This window comes from Flavobacterium sp. (assembly GCF_043779715.1).
In the GTDB taxonomy this organism is placed as follows: domain Bacteria; phylum Bacteroidota; class Bacteroidia; order Flavobacteriales; family Flavobacteriaceae; genus Flavobacterium.
The window spans coordinates 18533-35980 of sequence record NZ_JAYWDT010000178.1 but is presented as its reverse complement, the minus strand read 5'-3'; the positions used below and the strand labels follow the sequence as shown (position 1 = coordinate 35980).

The window sequence follows — 17448 nt, the reverse complement described above, 5'->3', positions numbered from 1 at the left end:
CAGAAATGAAGCGCTTTTTTATTTTCTAAAAATAAAACAATCTAAAAATACAATTTTAACTTTGTATCTTTGGCACTTTGCAACTTTGAACCTTATATAAATTGATTTCAAAAGCCACGATAGATACTGTTTACGAAACTGCTCGAGTAGAGGAGGTCATTGGCGATTTTGTGCAACTAAAACGAGCAGGAAGTAATTACAAGGGATTGTCTCCGTTTTCAGACGAGCGTTCGCCGTCATTTATGGTGTCGCCAGCAAAAGGGATTTGGAAAGATTTTAGTTCCGGAAAAGGCGGAAACGCGATAGCATTCATTATGGAACACGAACATTTTTCGTATCCAGAGGCCATCAGATATTTGGCAAAGAAATACAATATCGAAATTGAAGAAACTGAACAATCGCAAGAGGAAAAAGAACAAGCAGGTGAAAAAGAAAGTATGTATCTCGTTTCGGAATTTGCAGCAAAGTTTTTTCAAAACACGATGATGAATACCGATGAGGGTAAATCAGTAGGACTTTCGTACTTCAAAGAAAGAGGATTTACAAACGATACCATCAAAAAATTTGGGCTAGGTTATTCGCCCGAAGCATGGGACGCATTTACAAAAGAAGGATTAGGACAAGGTTATAAGCTAGATTATTTAGACAAAGTTGGATTAACCATTCTCCGAGATGACGGCAAGCATTTCGATCGTTTCAAAGGGCGTGTTATGTTTCCAATACAAAGTATGTCTGGTCGGGTTTTGGGTTTTGGCGGACGTATTTTGACTAATGATAAAAAAGCGGCAAAATATTTGAACTCGCCCGAAAGCGAAATATATCATAAAAGTAAAGTTTTGTACGGAATTTACCATGCAAAACAATCCATAGCAAAACTAGATAATTGCTTTTTGTGCGAAGGTTATACCGATGTAATTCAGATGCAACAAGCCGGAATAGAAAATGTAGTTTCGTCTTCTGGAACTGCACTTACACCAGATCAAATCCGATTAATAAATCGATTAACAAAGAATATTACTGTGCTTTTTGATGGCGATGCCGCAGGACTTCGCGCATCTATTCGAGGAATCGATTTAATCCTTGAAGAGGGTATGAATGTTAAGGTTTGTACTTTTCCAGAAGGAGATGATCCCGATAGTTTTGCCCGAAAAACACCACTCGACGAGCTTTTGTTGTATTTCGAAAACAATGCGATGGATTTTATTCAATTCAAAGCTTCCTTATTGATGAAAGACGCCAAGAATGATCCTATCAAGAAAGCAGAGCTCATTCGTGATATGGTAAATAGTATTTCGAAAATTCCAGACAGAATAAAGCGAGAAATATACATACAAGAATGTTCTCGAATTATGGATATTTCCGAAGAAGTTTTGTTTAATACTTTGGCACAACTGGTTAAAAAAGACATTTCCGATGCTGGAAAAAAGCAAAAAAATCCCGAAGCTTCGGGACAAAAAGCATTCGAAGTTCATAAAAACGAAAATATTGCGGTTAATGCAAAAGTTGATGTATTGTATGAATTGGAACTTAAAATTATCGAAATCCTTTTGCTTTACGGAAATGTAGAAGAAGATTTTGAAGATTTTGTTTTCAAAGCAAATGAAGAAGGCGAGTTATTAGAGATAAAAGAAGTAAATAAATGCAAAGTTTTTCAACGTATTTATTTAAGTCTTCAAGAAGATGAGGTCGAGTTGGGAACACCAATATTTAAAGATATATACAACGATTTGATTTCTTATTTTAATGAGAATGAGAACTTCGAAATCGAGCAATATCTCATGAGACTTTCGCCAGAATTAGCACAAGAAGTTACCACAATCCTTATGGATGATGAGAAAGTTACTTTGCACAACTGGGAGGCCCAACAAATTTATGTAAAGCAAAAAGGAGAAACAATTAGCCAATATGTATCGGAAACAATACTTACTTTGCGTTGGTTTTTAGTTAATAAAATCATCGAAGAAATAAAATCAAACTTATCCAAAGAAATAGAATCAGATAACTCCGAAAATCTATCTATGGCAATGGATTACTCTAAATTAGTAAATAATTTTTCTAACAAGTTAGGGCGAGTTATGTCGCGTTACAGCTAAACAATCTCCAAAGTTTTAGCTTTATTTACTAAATCGACTAAATTTGTAACATTCAACTTTGCCAAAAGTCTTAATTTATATGTGCTTATCGTTTTTTCATTAAGATTCAAAGCTTGAGCAACTTCTTTATTTTTCTTCCCGTTACTCAGATAACGCAAAACCTCGATTTCGCGAGATGATAATTTTCTATACAATCTTTCAGATTTAGCTTGTTTAGAAATTAACGCCATATTTTTCTTTACAGCATCACTAAAAATAATTGCACCACGATTTACTTTTATAATTGTAGAAGTTAAAACATCTAATTTTTCGGTTTTTTGTACAAAGGCAAAAACACCAGCTTTTATAGCGTTTGGTGCATAAATTTGCTCGTTTAAGTTAGAAAACAAGATAATTTTTACCTTAGGAAAATCTTTTAGTAAATTCTTAATTAGGTTTATACTCGAAAGACCTTCGAGTTCTAAATCCAAAAGTAAGACATCAATTTCCTTTCGTTTTAGCATCTCCGATACCATTTCAAAATTATCAACAATTCCTACTAGAGAAACATCAGCATGTTCTTTGTAGTAAGCTCGAATACCGTAATGTACAACAGGGTGATTGTCTGCAAGACCTATTTTTACCATGACTTTAAAGTTTAAATAGTTAGACTAAAAACGAATGTATAGTAAAGATACGGAATATTTTTATAAACAATTGGTAATCAAGTAATAAATTACTTATAAATTTCAGGAATTAAACAAACAGGAATTGGGTTCATTTTGTGCTGATTAATTGTGTTTAATCGTTTGTAAATTTCAAAGACTACTTTCTGACGACCGTTGAAATCATTAGTGTTTTTGCCGTTTTCTAACGCAATCATAGCCCATTCTAATTCGGTATAACTAGCGCCAAGTTGGTCTTCGTCGCTTCGGTCATCTCCAAATAATCCATCAGTCGGTGCTGCTTTTTGTATAGATTCAGGAACATTAAGATAAGCAGCAAGTGCACGAACATCACTTTTCATCAAATCGGCAATGGGGCTCAAGTCTACCCCGCCATCTCCATATTTGGTAAAAAAACCAACACCAAAATCTTCTACTTTATTTCCCGTTCCAGCCACTAATAATCCGTGAATTCCAGCCAAATAATACAAACTCGTCATACGCAATCTCGCTCTAGTGTTGGCAAGCGATAAATTTAGTTTGGCTTCATTGTCCGAAGAAGGAACTTCGGCCTTAAAACTCTCAAAAACAGGAGTCAAATCTACACGAGTATGAGTCACGTTTGTAAAACATTTTTTAAGCTGAGTAATATGCTCTTGTGCTCTGTTTACATGACTTTGCGCTTGGTGTATAGGCATTTCGACACACAAAACGTTTAGTCCAGTTTGTGCGCATAAAGTTGAGGTAACTGCCGAATCTATTCCGCCCGAAATTCCTATAACAAAACCATTTCCTTTGGCATTTTGTGCATAGGTTTTAAGCCAGTTTACAATATGTTCGTTAACTTTTTCACAATTTATGGTACTATTTTTTTGCATGACAACTTTTGTTTTAAAAACGAATGTATATTTGCAAAAATAATAATATTAAGGAGCTATTCCCGCTGTTCGCTATATCTTTTTCTTTTTCCTTTAAAAAGAAAAAGGTAATTACGTGAGTAATTGGACATCAGGGCTAAAAAAATCATGTTTATGAGAAAATATTTAATACTCGTTCTATTCCTATTTGCAATTGTTTCGTGTACTCAAAAAAGTAAAATTCAAGAAAAAGCAGAGGAAATTTCAGTAAATATAACAGTAGATCGCTACGACAAAGCTTTTTTTGAAACACCTTCAAGCGAATTGCCAAAACTAAAAGTACAATATCCAGAGTTTTTCCCGCCATCAATATCAGATTCGGTTTTGGTAAACAAGATGCAAAATCCACTTTGGAGAGAACTATATGCTGAGGTGCAAAAACGTTATGGTAATTTCGATAAAGAAACAGCCGAAATAGAGGATTTGTTTCGTTATATCAAATACTATTATCCAAAAACACAAATTCCAAAAGTATATACAGTAATTCAGGAAATGGATACAGATTATAAAGTGATTTATACCGAAAAAGCATTAATTATTTCGTTAGAATTATATTTGGGTAAAAACCACAAATTTTACGAATTCCCAAATTATATGAAGCAAACTTTCGAGCCTTCACAGATATTACCAGACATTGTAGAGAGTTTTTCTAGAGCAAAAGTAAAACCTCCCGTTACAAAGGATTTGCTATCGCTTATGATATATTCAGGAAAACAATTGTATTTAAATGATGTTTTGTTGCCAGAATATACAGACGAAGACAAGATTTGCTACACGCCAGAACAGCTTAAATATTGTCAAGATAATGAAGCTAACATGTGGAGATTCTTCATCGAAGAAAAATTATTGTATGATACAGATCCTAAATTATCTCAACGTTTTATAAGTCCAGCGCCATTTTCTAAATTTGGATTATCATCAGACAACGAAACTCCAGGAAGATTAGGAGCGTGGTTTGGTTTGCAAATCGTACGCTCGTTTATGGAAAATAATGATATCCCAATGCAGCAAATGTTGCTTATGGATGCTAAAGATATTTTTCAAAAATCTAAATACAAACCGAAGAAATAAATCACGAACTTTCTTATTAGAAATATAAAAATCAAAAAAATGACTTCTGAAATAAAATTTAACATACAACTAGACGAAAATCGTGTTCCTGAAAAACTGCATTGGTCAGCACAAGATGGTGGTGTAGAAACTGAGGAAACAAAAGCTATTATGCTTTCTATTTGGGATAACAAAGCCCAAGAAACAATGCGAATTGATTTATGGACAAAAGACATGCCTGTCGATGAGATGAAAGTATTTTTTCATCAAACATTAGTTGCAATGGCTGATACTTTTCACCGTGCTACTGGCGACGAAAAAATGACCGATACCATGAAAGATTTTTGCGAATATTTTGCTGAGAAGCTAGAGTTGAAAAAGTAAATAAAAAAGGTTAGCCTATGGCTAACCTTTTTTATTTAAAATATCTTTTGATTTATTTAAAATCCATTTTCTTTAAAAATCTCTTGATTTACTTCGTCTATATAACTTAAAAGACCTTCTTTTCCGGTGTGTTCCGTTGCGGAAGTTACAAAATGATGTGGCATTTCTGCCCAATTATTAGCAAGTAAAGCTTTGCGATAAGCAGCAACATGTTGGTCTACTTTTCCTTTGCTAATTTTGTCTGCTTTAGTAAAAACAATACAAAAAGGCAATTCGATTTCGCCAAGATAAGTGATAAATTCTAAATCTATTTTTTGTGCCTCGTGGCGAATATCTATTAGTACAAAAGCGCAAACGAGCTGTTCTCTTTTTTCGAAATAATCGGTGATAAATTGCTGAAATACTTCTTTTGTTTTTTTAGAAACCTTGGCGTAACCATAGCCTGGTAAATCCACAAGAAACCAGTTGTTGTTTATTTTAAAATGATTTATTAATTGTGTTTTTCCTGGTCTTCCAGAGGTTTTAGCTAAACTTTTGTGATTGGTCAGCATGTTTATTAACGATGATTTTCCAACGTTAGATCGTCCAATAAAAGCATATTCTGGCAAGCGTTCTTGCGGACACAAACTCACGATAGAATTGCTTATAATAAATTCGGCGGTATTAATTTTCATTTAATATGTTTTACGCTAAAATATAGCGGTATAATTATTTTTTAAAGACGAAGTCAGTTTTTAATGCTCAGCTTTTGTAGTCAGCCACTCATCAAGCAAACGGTTAAACTCGTCTGGATGTTCCATCATTGCTGCGTGACCACATTTTTCAATCCAGTATAAGGTCGAATTGGGTAATAATTTATGAAATTCTTCGGCAACATCTGGAGGAGTAACTTTGTCATTTCTGCCCCAAATAATTCCTGTTGGAACGTGCATTTTTGGCAAATCTTTTGCCATATTATGACGAATGGCACTTTTAGCAATAGTCAAGGTTTTTATTAGTTTGATTCGGTCGTTTGCCACAGCATAAACTTCATCCACAATTTCTTTGGTTGCAACTTTTGGATCATAAAACACATCTTCAGCTTTCTTTTGAATGTAATCGTAATCACCTCTTCTTGGATAACTATCTCCCATGGCGCTTTCGTAAAGACCTGAACTTCCTGTAATTACAAGTCCAGAAACGCGTTCTGGATACATTTTTGTAAAGTACAAAGCAATATGTCCGCCCAATGAATTTCCTACAAGAATTACTCTGTCGAAACCTTTGTATGTGATAAAATCTTTAACATATTTCGAGAATGATTTTACGTTGGTTTTTAGTATGTTTTGTGTGTATAAAGGCAGTTGTGGTATAACAACTTTATAACCTTTTGCAGGAAAATAATTAGCAACACCATCAAAATTACTCAACCCGCCCATTAATCCATGCAGAATAATAATTGGAGTTCCTTCTCCAGCCTCAAAATATTCGTACTTACCTTCTCTCTTTAAGTTATCCACAGTCAATCGTTTTGTCTTTAAATAGTTGCAAATATAGGGCTAAAATACGAAATATAAATCCTGTCTTTTTTTATAACATCATTTTTTTGTTAATAAGTCGTAAATATTGATTCTTCTTGATTTTGCATTTGTTTAACGTCAAAAAAGATAAAACTTATCAACAAAGTGGTATTTTGTGGTAAAAGGTGGTAAATAATTATTTATATTTGCTAACAATCATATAAAATCATAACTACTTGAACACCATTGTAGGAACATACGAATGTAAGGTCGATTCTAAAGGAAGGCTCATGATGCCTAATCCTTTGAAGAAGCAGCTAAGCGAGTCTTTGAAAGAAGGTTTTGTTTTAAAGCGTTCTGTTTTTCAGCAATGTTTGGAATTATATCCAATGCAAGAATGGAATTTGATGATGCAAAAAATTAACAAACTGAATCGATTTGTAAAAAAGAACAACGATTTTATTCGTCGTTTTACTGCTGGAGTTCGTGTTGTCGAAATTGATGCAACGGGGAGATTATTAATCCCGAAAGATTTAGCGGTTTTTGCTTCGGTTTCAAAAGATATTGTATTGTCATCTGCGGTGAATATTATTGAAATCTGGGACAAAGATTTATATGAAAAAGCGATTGATGATTCGGTTGGAGATTTTGCAGATTTGGCAGAGGAAGTAATGGGTAACGTAAATGACGATGACAATGGAATATCATAATCCAGTTTTGCTAAAAGAAACGGTCGATGGTTTAAATATTAAGCCAGACGGAGTGTATGTAGATGTGACTTTTGGTGGTGGCGGACATTCGAAAGAAATCCTGTCACGTCTTGGTCCTGAAGGAAAATTATTTGGTTTCGACCAAGATGAAGATGCTTGGAAAAATGCTTTGCCAGATGAAAGATTTACATTAATACAAGAAAATTTCAGATATATAAAAAGATTCTTACGTTTTAACGGAATTAAAAAAGTAGACGGAATTCTTGCCGATTTAGGTGTTTCTTCTCATCAGTTTGACGTTCCTGAAAGAGGTTTTTCTACTCGTTTTGATGCCGAATTGGATATGAGAATGAGTAAAAAAAATGATTTAACAGCTTTTAATGTTGTTAATGAATATGACGAAACAAACCTAAGACGTATTTTTTCAGAGTTCGGAGAATTAGGAAATGCTTTGGCGATTGCTCGAGCAATTATTGAAGCTCGTGAAAAAGAGAAAATAGTAAATACTGAAGATTTAAAACAAGTTTTGGCTAGATTTTTACCTAATAATAAAGCGCATAAAATTTTGGCTCAAATATACCAATCTATCCGTATCGAAGTAAATCAAGAAATGGATGTTTTGAGAGAATTTTTAGAACAATCACTAGAAGTTTTGGGCGAAGGCGGAAGGTTAAGCGTTATTTCTTATCATTCACTAGAAGACCGATTGGTAAAAAGATTTATGAAAAACGGATTGTTTGAAGGTGAACCTGAAAAAGATTTCTTCGGACGATTCGAAGTTCCTTTCAAATTAATTGGAAAAATGATTATTCCGTCAAACGAGGAAATTAAAATAAACAATCGTGCTCGAAGTGCAAAACTTCGAATTGCAGAAAAAAAGTAAAATGAAAGGTAATATTTATAACATATTAAAAGCAAGATTTCTTGTCAATGAAGACGCTACAAAAAACTGGCGTTTCATTGTATTTCTGCTTTTAATGGCTATAATCATGATTGCAAACACACATAGTTACGAGAAAAAGATTTTCAAAATTGCCGATTTAACAGATGATGTAAAAGAATTGCGTTCGGAGTTTGTAGACAGACGTTCGGAATTAATGAAAATAAAAATGGAATCGACTGTGGCCGAAAAAATGTTTGATAAAGGAATTTTACCATCATCGGTACCACCAAAAAAAATAAAAGTAATCAAAGAAATAACTCCTTGGTATAAATTATGGCAATAGAAGATAGAAATATTTTAAAACGTATATACGTAATTGCTTTAGTTATTCTAATTATGGTAACGGCCGTAGGTGTAAAACTCACTAATATACAGTGGGTTGAAGGTGCTTATTATCGAAAATTAGCCAAAGAAAGATCTATCAAAAATTTTATAATTCCTGCAAATCGTGGTAATGTATATTCTTCCGACGGAAGTTTGCTTGCAACCTCAATTCCTAAATATACAATTCGTTTTGATGCTTTAGCGCCAAGCAAAGAAAATTTTGATTCTTATATTAAAGATTTATCGGACTCACTTTCCGTTTTACTAAAAAAATCTTCTAGTACTTATTTGAATGATTTCAGAAAAGCTAGAGCCAATAAAAACAGATATTTTCTTTTGGCTAAAGATTTGAGTTATACGCAATATGCTACGGTCAAAAATTTTCCATTATTTAATCTTGGTCCAAACAAAGGCGGTATGATAACCGAACAAAGAACCGTTCGTGAACATCCTATCGGAAAAATTGCAGCAAGAACAATTGGTTACGAGCGTTATGATGACAACGGAAATTTATTGCCAGTAGGAATAGAAGGTGCGTTTGGAAAATATCTAAACGGTAAAGACGGTAAAGTTTTAAAACAAAAAATTGCACAAGGACAATGGAAACCCATTCGTGATAATAACGAAGTTGAGCCGCAAGATGGTTATGATATTGTCTCAACGATAGATGTTTACATACAAGACATTGCACATCACGCTTTGCTGAAACAACTAATCGAATATGATGCCGATCATGGTTGTGTTGTGGTTATGGAAACCAAAACAGGTGCTGTAAAAGCTATTTCTAATTTAGGAAAAGACAAGGACGGTTCTTATTATGAAACCATAAATTATGCAGTAGCTGAATCGCACGAGCCTGGTTCTACATTCAAACTGGTCGATTTGATAGCTCTTCTTGATGATGAAAAAATAGATACCAGCAAAGTATATAATACCAATGGTGGTGTGGTTACTTATCGAGGACGAAAAGTGCGTGATTCTCACGAAGGTGGTTACGGGAAAATATCTTTAGCAAGAGGTTTTGAAGTTTCGTCAAACACAGTAATGGCACAAGCAGTGTATGAAAATTACAATAAAAATCCAAAGCAGTTTGTAGATAGAATCAATAATTTAGGATTAAACAAGCCGCTTGGATTGCCATTTAAAGGAGAAGGTAGAGCTTATATTCCACAACCAGGAGAAAATGGATGGTCGACAATTACTTTACCATGGATGGCCTTTGGATATAATGTTTCAGTAACACCTTTGCAAACACTTACATTATACAATGCGATTGCAAACAATGGTGAAATGGTTAAACCATTATTTGTTCAAGAAGTTAAGGAATGGAATAAAACCATAAAGAAGTTTGATAAACAAATCATTAATCCAAAAATATGTTCTGATGAAACTTTGAAAAAAGTGCGTGCTGTACTTCAAAATGTAGTTAAAAGAGGAACGGGTTCAAAGTTGTATTCTAAAGATTTCTCCATGGCGGGTAAAACGGGAACTGCAAAAGTAGATTACCATAAAACCGATGGAAGTATGTACTATGCATCTTCTTTTGCGGGGTATTTTCCAGCAGAAAATCCTAAATATTCTTGCATTGTGGTGGTTCATAAGCCTAATACATCAAAAAATAATTATTACGGAGCCGATGTTGCTGGTCCAGTTTTCAAACGAATTGCGCAAAAAGTTTTTACTGATGTGCCATCAACTAATGTAGTAAAAAATCTAAAAAAGAATAATCCAGCTCAAGACAAAAATTATTTGACTTACAATGATAAGGTCAATAAAAAACCAATATCAATACCTAATTTGCGTGGTATGTCTGGAATGGATGCGGTTGCTTTACTCGAAAATTTAGGAATGAAAGTAAAAGCTATCGGAGTTGGAAAGGTAAAAAAACAATCGATACAAGCAGGTCAACCAATATTAAAAAACAATACAATAATTTTAGAATTGTCATAAATGCTTTTAAAAGAAATTTTATATAAAGTCGCTCTCGAAGTTGTTCACGGTTCAACCGATGTTGCTGTGCATAATATTCATTTTGATTCTCGAAAAATAGAATCAAATGATGTTTTTGTAGCAATTCGTGGTTCGGTTTCAAATGGACATGAGTTTATAGATAAAGCCATTTCGTTAGGTGCTACCGTGATTATTTGTGATACATTACCAACTGATTTATTGTCAACAATCACTTACGTAAAAGTAAAGGACACGAATGCCGCTTTGGCATATTTGTCAACAAATTTTTATAATAATCCATCACGAAAACTGCAATTAGTTGGGATCACAGGAACCAATGGAAAAACAACAATTGCGTCATTATTATATCAATTATTCAAAAAAGCAGGTTTCAAAGTCGGATTGCTTTCTACAGTAAAAATCTTGGTTGATGAAGTAGAATATAAAGCAACACATACGACACCAGATTCATTAACTATCAATTATTTTTTAGATAAAATGGCTGAAGCTGGTTGCGAATATTGCTTTATGGAAGTAAGTTCACACGGAATTCATCAAAAACGTACCGAAGGTTTACAATTTGTAGGTGGCGTTTTTACAAACTTATCGCACGATCATTTAGATTATCACCCAACATTTGCAGAATATCGTGATGTGAAGAAATCATTCTTCGATAATTTACCTAAAAATGCATTTGCTTTATCAAATATAGATGATAAAAATGGTGCCGTAATGATGCAAAATACCAAAGCAAGAAAATTGTCTTATGCATTAAAAACGTATGCCGATTATAAAGCAATTATTATCGAAAATCAGTTAAGCGGATTACTATTAAAAATAAACGAACAAGAAGTTTGGGTTCGACTTATCGGAACTTTCAATGCGTATAATTTATTAGCAATTTACGGCGTGGCCATCGAATTAGGAATCGAAAAGCTAGAAGTTTTAAGACTCTTGTCAGAATTAGAAAGTGTTTCTGGTCGTTTTCAGTTTATAGTTTCCGAGCAAAACATCACGGCAATTGTCGATTATGCACACACGCCAGATGCTTTAGAAAACGTCTTAAGCACTATAAATGATATTCGTACTCGCAACGAACAACTCATAACCATTGTAGGTTGTGGCGGTGATCGTGACAAAACCAAACGTCCAATCATGGCAAATATCGCTTCTGAAATGAGCGACAAAGCAATATTAACATCAGACAATCCAAGAACGGAAAATCCTGAGATCATTATTACCGAAATGGAAGCTGGAATTACAGCCATTAATTATAAAAAATACATGTCTATTGTTGATAGAAAACAAGCTATAAAAACCGCTTGTCAATTAGCAAAATCAGGCGATATAATTTTAATAGCAGGAAAAGGACACGAAACCTATCAAGAAATAAATGGGGTTCGTCATGATTTTGATGATATGCAAATTGTAAAAGAAATTTTAGAACAACTAAATAAATAAAGTTCAATCGTTGATTCGGTTAATAGATTAACCGAATCAACGAATAACCAAATAAACTAAACTATGCTATACTATTTATTCGAATACTTAGATAAATATTTTGATTTTCCAGGCGCTGGAGTTTTTCAATATATCACATTTAGATCAGCATTAGCGATTATCATGTCATTACTTATTTCGACTATTTTCGGAAAAAGAGTCATTAGTTATTTAAGTCGTTTGCAAGTTGGAGAAACAGTCAGAGAGCTAGGTCTTGAAGGACAAACTCAAAAAGCTGGAACACCAACAATGGGAGGATTAATAATTATATTTTCCACTTTGCTTCCTGTTCTTTTATTAGCAAAACTGAATAATATTTACATTATACTTCTAATTATAACCACACTTTGGATGGGAGCTATTGGATTTCTTGATGATTATATCAAAATTTTCAAAAAAGACAAAGCAGGATTAAAAGGAATTTTCAAAGTAATTGGTCAAGTTGGATTAGGAATTATCGTAGGAGCTACATTGTATTTTCATCAAGATGTAACTATTCGTGAGGATATTTCAAAAAACAAAATCGAAATCAATTCTGCTCAAAACGTAGCAAATTTACTTTCGTTAGATAAAAAATCGACTGCGACAACTATTCCATTTTTTAAGGATAATGAATTCGATTATGCCGAATTATTGGCATGGACAGGCGATGGTTATGAGAATTATGCTTGGCTAATTTTTATTCCAATCGTAATTTTTATCATTGTTGCGGTTTCAAATGGAGCCAATCTAACCGATGGGATTGATGGTTTAGCAGCAGGAACTTCGGCAATAGCAGTTATTGCTTTGGGTGTTTTCACATTCGTTTCTGGAAATATTATTTTCTCTAATTATCTCAATATTATGTTTATCCCAAATTCGGGAGAAATGACGGTTTTTATTGCTGCATTCGTAGGAGCGTTAGTCGGATTTTTGTGGTATAATAGTTACCCAGCAGCTGTATTTATGGGAGATACAGGAAGTTTAACCATAGGCGGAATTATAGCCGTTTTAGCAATTGCAGTTCGAAAAGAAATGCTAATTCCAGTTATTTGCGGGATTTTTCTTGCCGAAAATTTATCGGTGGTTTTGCAAGTTTTTTATTTTAAATATACTAAAAAACGTTTTGGCGAAGGTCGAAGAATCTTTCTTATGTCGCCTTTGCATCATCATTATCAAAAGAAAGGATATCACGAAAGTAAAATCGTAACCCGTTTCTGGATTGTCGGAATTTTATTGGCTATAGTGTCAATAGTAACTTTAAAATTACGATAATATGAGATTAGTAATTCTTGGAGGAGGAGAAAGCGGTGTTGGTACAGCGATTCTTGGTAAAAAGAAAGGATATGATGTATTTGTTTCTGATTTTGGAAAAATAAAAAATAATTACAAAGAAGTCTTAATTCTTAATAAAATTAAGTTTGAAGACGAGCAACATTCAGAGGAATTAATACTCAATGCTGATTTGGTGATGAAAAGTCCAGGAATTCCTGATAAATCGCCAATCGTTAAGAAATTGAAAGAAAAAAATATTCCTGTTATTTCTGAAATTGAGTTTACGGCACAGTTTACTAATGCGACAACGATAGGAATCACTGGAAGTAATGGTAAAACAACAACAACAATGTTGGTGTATCATTTGCTAAAACAAGGTGGGTTGAATGTGGGTTTAGCAGGAAATATAGGTAAAAGCTTTGCTTGGCAAGTTTCCGAAGATAAATATGATGTTTATGTGCTGGAATTAAGTAGTTTTCAGTTGGATGGAATAGAAAATTACAAGCCACATATTGCCATAATTACAAATATTAGTCCAGATCATTTAGACAGATATGATTATAAATATGAAAAATATATAGAATCGAAATTCAGAATCACAATGAATCAAACGGAAGATGATTATTTGATTTATGATGCCGATGACGAAGCCATAAGTAATTGGCTAAAAAATAACAAAACGAGAGCGAAATTAATTCCATTTTCATTAACAAAACAATTTGAATTTGGCGCTTACGAAACAGAAAAAAATATAAATATAAATACCAATAACGACCCATTTGTTATGCTAACATCTCAACTATCACTCGAAGGAAAACACAACGTAAAAAACGCTTTAGCAGCTACTTCTGTGGCACAATTATTAAAAATCAGAAAAGCGACCATACGTGAGAGTTTAGCTGATTTTCAAGGTGTCGAGCATCGTTTGGAAAAAGTGCTTAAAATTCAGAATGTACAATACATCAACGATTCTAAAGCAACAAACGTAAATGCTACATTTTACGCTTTAGATAGTATGACATCGCCAACCATTTGGATTGTAGGAGGTGTAGATAAAGGAAATGACTATTCAGAATTGATGGAATTGGTAAATAAAAACGTAAAATCAATTATTTGCCTAGGAGTAGATAATAAGAAAATAATTGAAGCATTTGGCAATGTTGTAGATGAACTAATCGAAGTTTCTTCTATGACCGAAGCAGTTCGTCAAGCATATAAAATGGCAGAAAAAGGAGATGCAGTTTTATTGTCTCCAGCTTGTGCCAGTTTCGATTTGTTCGAAAATTATGAAGACAGAGGAAGACAGTTTAAACAAGCAGTTCAAAATCTTTAATTTTAGATTTTAGATATCAGATTTTAGATTTATGACAAACGAAGAATTAAAATTACGAACAAAGAAATTTTCTTTGATGATAATAGATTTGGCCGAAAAACTCCCAAACTCTCTATCCGTAAGAGTTGTTCAAATCAAATTATAAGATCTGCTACATCTGTTGGAGCTAATTACAGGGCTGTTTGTAGAGCAAGAAGTGATAAAGAATTTGTTGCGAAAATGAATATAGTTTTAGAAGAAGCTGACTAAACTTTATTTTGGTTAGAAATTATTATTGAAAAAAAATGGATAAATAATTCTGAAGCAGAAATTATTTGGAAGGAAGGAAACGAATTGACATCAATTTTTGTTAGTTCTTTAAAAACGATTAACATGAGGATTAATTCAAAATAAATCTAAAATCTGATATCTAAAATCTAAAATAAAATTATGAAAACGCTATTACATAACTTAAAAGGAGATAAAGTCATTTGGTCATTCGTGGCGCTTTTGGCATTATTTTCGTTTATACCTGTGTATAGCGCAAGTAGTAATTTAGCCTATTTACATCATGGTACAGGAAATACATTCGTGTATTTGCTAAAACATTTAATACATCTAATAATGGGTTTTGTTATTATGTATCAAGTGCAAAAAGTACCGTATCATTATTTTAGAAGCTTATCCAGATTATTGTTGCCGTTTGCTTGGCTACTATTAATTTATACAATGCTAAAAGGTACAATAATTGATGGTGCTAATGCCAGTCGATGGATACAAGTTCCGTTTTTAGGAATCACCTTCCAGCCATCAGCTTTTGCATCAATATCATTGTTAATATTTGTTGCCAGATATTTATCTAAAACAGCGATTGAAGACATGACTTTGTCTAAATCTGCATTAGAATTATGGGCGCCAGTTTTTTTTACATTAATGTTAATCTTACCGTCTAATTTTTCTACAACGGCTTTAATATTTTCAATGGTTTTAATGTTAACATTTATTGGAAAATATCCTATAAAAAACATAGCTGTAATAGTTGGAATTGGAATCTTATCGTTAACGTTTTTCATTTTGATGGTAAAAGTATTTCCTGATGCCTTTAAAAATAGTAGAGTTGGTACGTGGGAAAGCCGTATAGAAAATTTTACATCAGATAAACCTGATGAAGATGATTACCAAATAGAAAAAGCAAAAACAGCCATTGCAACTGGTGGTGTTTACGGATTAGGTCCAGGAAAAAGTATTCAGAAAAACTTTTTGCCACAATCTTCCTCCGATTTTATTTTTGCAATCATCATCGAAGAATTTGGGCTAATTGGAGGATTTGCTATCATGTTTTTATACATTATGTTATTCATCCGATTTATAATTGCATCATATAAAGCACCCACATTATTCGGAAAATTATTAGTTGCAGGATTAGGATTCCCTATAATTTTTCAAGCATTCATAAACATGGGTGTTGCGGTCGAATTATTACCAACCACAGGACAAACACTACCACTTATAAGTAGCGGAGGAACATCAATCTGGATGACTTGTGCAGCGCTTGGAATTATAATAAATGTCACCAAAAAAGAAGAAGAAATCACTGAAGAAAATATCGAAAAAAAGCAACGTGAGGAAGCATTGCAAAAATTAATAGACAAGCAATTAGCAGAAGATTCTCAGGAAGAAAATTATTCTATTGAAGACAATACAAGTAACCCGATGAATGCAGTTTTGAATAAATAAGTTAAATGATGAAAACAAATCCAAAATTCATATTAAGTGGCGGCGGAACAGGAGGACATATTTATCCTGCAATTGCCATTGCTAATGAGTTAAAATCTCGTTTTCCTGATTGCAAAATTCTTTTTGTAGGAGCAAAAGACAAAATGGAAATGCAAAAAGTACCACAAGCGGGTTATGATATAAAAGGATTGTGGATTGCAGGAATTCAAAGAAAAATCACCTTGCAAAATGCGATGTTTCCGGTTAAGTTGTTATCAAGTTTAACTAAGTCATTCGGAATCGTAAAACAATTTAAGCCTGATGTTGTAATAGGAACTGGAGGTTTTGCTAGCGGAGCAGTACTCAAAGTAGCGTCAATGTTGGGAATTGCAACAGTGATTCAAGAGCAAAATTCTTATCCTGGAATTACCAATAAATTGTTGAGTAAAAAAGCCAATAAAATTTGTGTGGCTTACGAAAATTTGGAACGATTTTTTCCTAAAGAAAATATGATGCTGACAGGAAATCCTGTTCGTCAAGATTTAATTTCGGTAGATGAAAAACGAAATGAAGCAATTGATTATTTTAGATTAGACCCAAATAAAAAAACAATTTTAATTCTCGGCGGAAGCCTTGGAGCAAGAAGAATAAACCAATTAATTGCAAAAGAAATCGATTGGTTGTTGTCGCTAAATGTTCAAATCATCTGGCAATGTGGCAAATTGTATTTTGAGGATTATAAACATTTTTCAGACAAAGAAAATGTACAAGTTTTGTCATTTATCGACAGAATGGATTTTGTTTATGCTGCAGCAGATGTTATAATTTCTCGAGCAGGAGCATCATCAGTATCAGAATTAGCGATTGTAGGAAAACCAGTCATTTTTATTCCATCACCTAATGTCTCTGAAGACCATCAAACCAAAAATGCACAAGCCATTGTCGATAAACATGGTGCAATTTTGCTAAAAGAATCTCAATTAGATTCCGAATTTAATTTGGTTTTTGAAGCCTTATTAAAAGACAAAGGAAAACAAGATGATTTAAGTAAAAATATAAAATTATTGGCTTTGCCAAATGCAACAAAAGATATAGTTGACGAAATTATAAAATTAATCAGATAGTAAAATCTTTTAATTTTTCAATCTTTCA

17 protein-coding genes are annotated in these 17448 nt (G+C 33.2%); 13 read left to right on the top strand and 4 right to left on the bottom strand.

From position 1 onward, the window contains the following. Positions 1 to 101 precede the first annotated feature (101 nt). A complete protein-coding gene (dnaG, locus tag ACH2BG_RS08730; RefSeq protein WP_395047306.1) occupies positions 102 to 2093 on the top strand; it encodes a DNA primase in 1992 nt (663 codons plus the stop codon). Here dnaG and ACH2BG_RS08725 read toward each other — a convergent pair. Both ACH2BG_RS08725 and nadE read right to left on the bottom strand, forming a co-directional pair. After that, positions 2090 to 2719, bottom strand: coding sequence for a LuxR C-terminal-related transcriptional regulator (locus tag ACH2BG_RS08725; protein WP_395047305.1), 630 nt, complete (start codon positions 2717 to 2719; stop codon positions 2090 to 2092). The genes dnaG and ACH2BG_RS08725 overlap by 4 nt on opposite strands. An 89-nt stretch (positions 2720 to 2808) precedes the next feature. After that, the gene (nadE, locus tag ACH2BG_RS08720) at positions 2809 to 3615 is read right to left on the bottom strand and encodes an NAD(+) synthase (RefSeq protein WP_395047304.1); all 807 of its coding nucleotides are present in this window, start codon (positions 3613 to 3615) and stop codon (positions 2809 to 2811) included. 153 nt (positions 3616 to 3768) lie between these two features. Between nadE and gldB the strand changes: the two genes are divergently transcribed. Both gldB and gldC read left to right on the top strand, forming a co-directional pair. Beyond that, positions 3769 to 4725: a gliding motility lipoprotein GldB gene (gene gldB / locus ACH2BG_RS08715; RefSeq protein WP_395047303.1), complete on the top strand. Its 957-nt coding sequence runs from the start codon at positions 3769 to 3771 to the stop codon at positions 4723 to 4725. 39 nt (positions 4726 to 4764) lie between these two features. Beyond that, positions 4765 to 5088, top strand: coding sequence for a gliding motility protein GldC (gldC, locus tag ACH2BG_RS08710; protein ID WP_395047302.1), 324 nt, complete (start codon positions 4765 to 4767; stop codon positions 5086 to 5088). Between the two features lie 56 nt (positions 5089 to 5144). Here the strand turns inward: gldC and yihA are convergent, their stop codons facing one another. Both yihA and ACH2BG_RS08700 read right to left on the bottom strand, forming a co-directional pair. Continuing rightward, the gene (gene yihA / locus ACH2BG_RS08705) at positions 5145 to 5762 is read right to left on the bottom strand and encodes a ribosome biogenesis GTP-binding protein YihA/YsxC (RefSeq protein WP_395047301.1); all 618 of its coding nucleotides are present in this window, start codon (positions 5760 to 5762) and stop codon (positions 5145 to 5147) included. A 60-nt stretch (positions 5763 to 5822) separates the two neighbouring features. After that, positions 5823 to 6587 carry an alpha/beta fold hydrolase gene (locus ACH2BG_RS08700; RefSeq protein WP_395047300.1) on the bottom strand — a complete coding sequence of 255 codons (765 nt, stop codon included), beginning with the start codon at positions 6585 to 6587 and terminating at the stop codon, positions 5823 to 5825. A gap of 236 nt (positions 6588 to 6823) precedes the next feature. Between ACH2BG_RS08700 and mraZ the strand changes: the two genes are divergently transcribed. The 10 genes from mraZ to murG all read left to right on the top strand — a co-directional run bounded on the left by mraZ (position 6824) and on the right by murG (position 17420). Beyond that, entirely contained in the window at positions 6824 to 7297 is a 474-nt protein-coding gene (gene mraZ, locus ACH2BG_RS08695; protein ID WP_395047299.1) for a division/cell wall cluster transcriptional repressor MraZ, read from the top strand. Next, positions 7272 to 8180: a 16S rRNA (cytosine(1402)-N(4))-methyltransferase RsmH gene (gene rsmH, locus ACH2BG_RS08690; RefSeq protein WP_395047298.1), complete on the top strand. Its 909-nt coding sequence runs from the start codon at positions 7272 to 7274 to the stop codon at positions 8178 to 8180. Before mraZ ends, rsmH begins: the two co-directional genes overlap by 26 nt. Before the next feature lies 1 nt (position 8181). Beyond that, positions 8182 to 8523 carry an FtsL-like putative cell division protein gene (locus ACH2BG_RS08685; protein ID WP_395047297.1) on the top strand — a complete coding sequence of 114 codons (342 nt, stop codon included), beginning with the start codon at positions 8182 to 8184 and terminating at the stop codon, positions 8521 to 8523. Continuing rightward, the gene (locus tag ACH2BG_RS08680) at positions 8514 to 10514 is read left to right on the top strand and encodes a penicillin-binding protein (RefSeq protein WP_395047296.1); all 2001 of its coding nucleotides are present in this window, start codon (positions 8514 to 8516) and stop codon (positions 10512 to 10514) included. The genes ACH2BG_RS08685 and ACH2BG_RS08680 overlap by 10 nt, the downstream gene beginning before the upstream one ends. Beyond that, positions 10515 to 11975, top strand: coding sequence for a UDP-N-acetylmuramoyl-L-alanyl-D-glutamate--2,6-diaminopimelate ligase (locus ACH2BG_RS08675; RefSeq protein WP_395047295.1), 1461 nt, complete (start codon positions 10515 to 10517; stop codon positions 11973 to 11975). Between the two features lie 63 nt (positions 11976 to 12038). Next, positions 12039 to 13268 (top strand): phospho-N-acetylmuramoyl-pentapeptide-transferase, encoded by a 1230-nt coding sequence (gene mraY, locus ACH2BG_RS08670; protein WP_395047294.1) that lies wholly within the window; start codon positions 12039 to 12041, stop codon positions 13266 to 13268. Position 13269: 1 nt separating this feature from the next. Continuing rightward, positions 13270 to 14601 (top strand): UDP-N-acetylmuramoyl-L-alanine--D-glutamate ligase, encoded by a 1332-nt coding sequence (gene murD, locus ACH2BG_RS08665; RefSeq protein WP_395047293.1) that lies wholly within the window; start codon positions 13270 to 13272, stop codon positions 14599 to 14601. A 27-nt stretch (positions 14602 to 14628) separates the two neighbouring features. Then, positions 14629 to 14850, top strand: coding sequence for a four helix bundle protein (locus ACH2BG_RS08660; RefSeq protein WP_395047308.1), 222 nt, complete (start codon positions 14629 to 14631; stop codon positions 14848 to 14850). A gap of 180 nt (positions 14851 to 15030) precedes the next feature. Then, positions 15031 to 16317 carry an FtsW/RodA/SpoVE family cell cycle protein gene (locus ACH2BG_RS08655; protein ID WP_395047292.1) on the top strand — a complete coding sequence of 429 codons (1287 nt, stop codon included), beginning with the start codon at positions 15031 to 15033 and terminating at the stop codon, positions 16315 to 16317. A gap of 8 nt (positions 16318 to 16325) precedes the next feature. Further along, positions 16326 to 17420: an undecaprenyldiphospho-muramoylpentapeptide beta-N-acetylglucosaminyltransferase gene (gene murG, locus ACH2BG_RS08650; protein ID WP_395047307.1), complete on the top strand. Its 1095-nt coding sequence runs from the start codon at positions 16326 to 16328 to the stop codon at positions 17418 to 17420. The last annotated feature ends 28 nt before the right edge of the window (positions 17421 to 17448 follow it).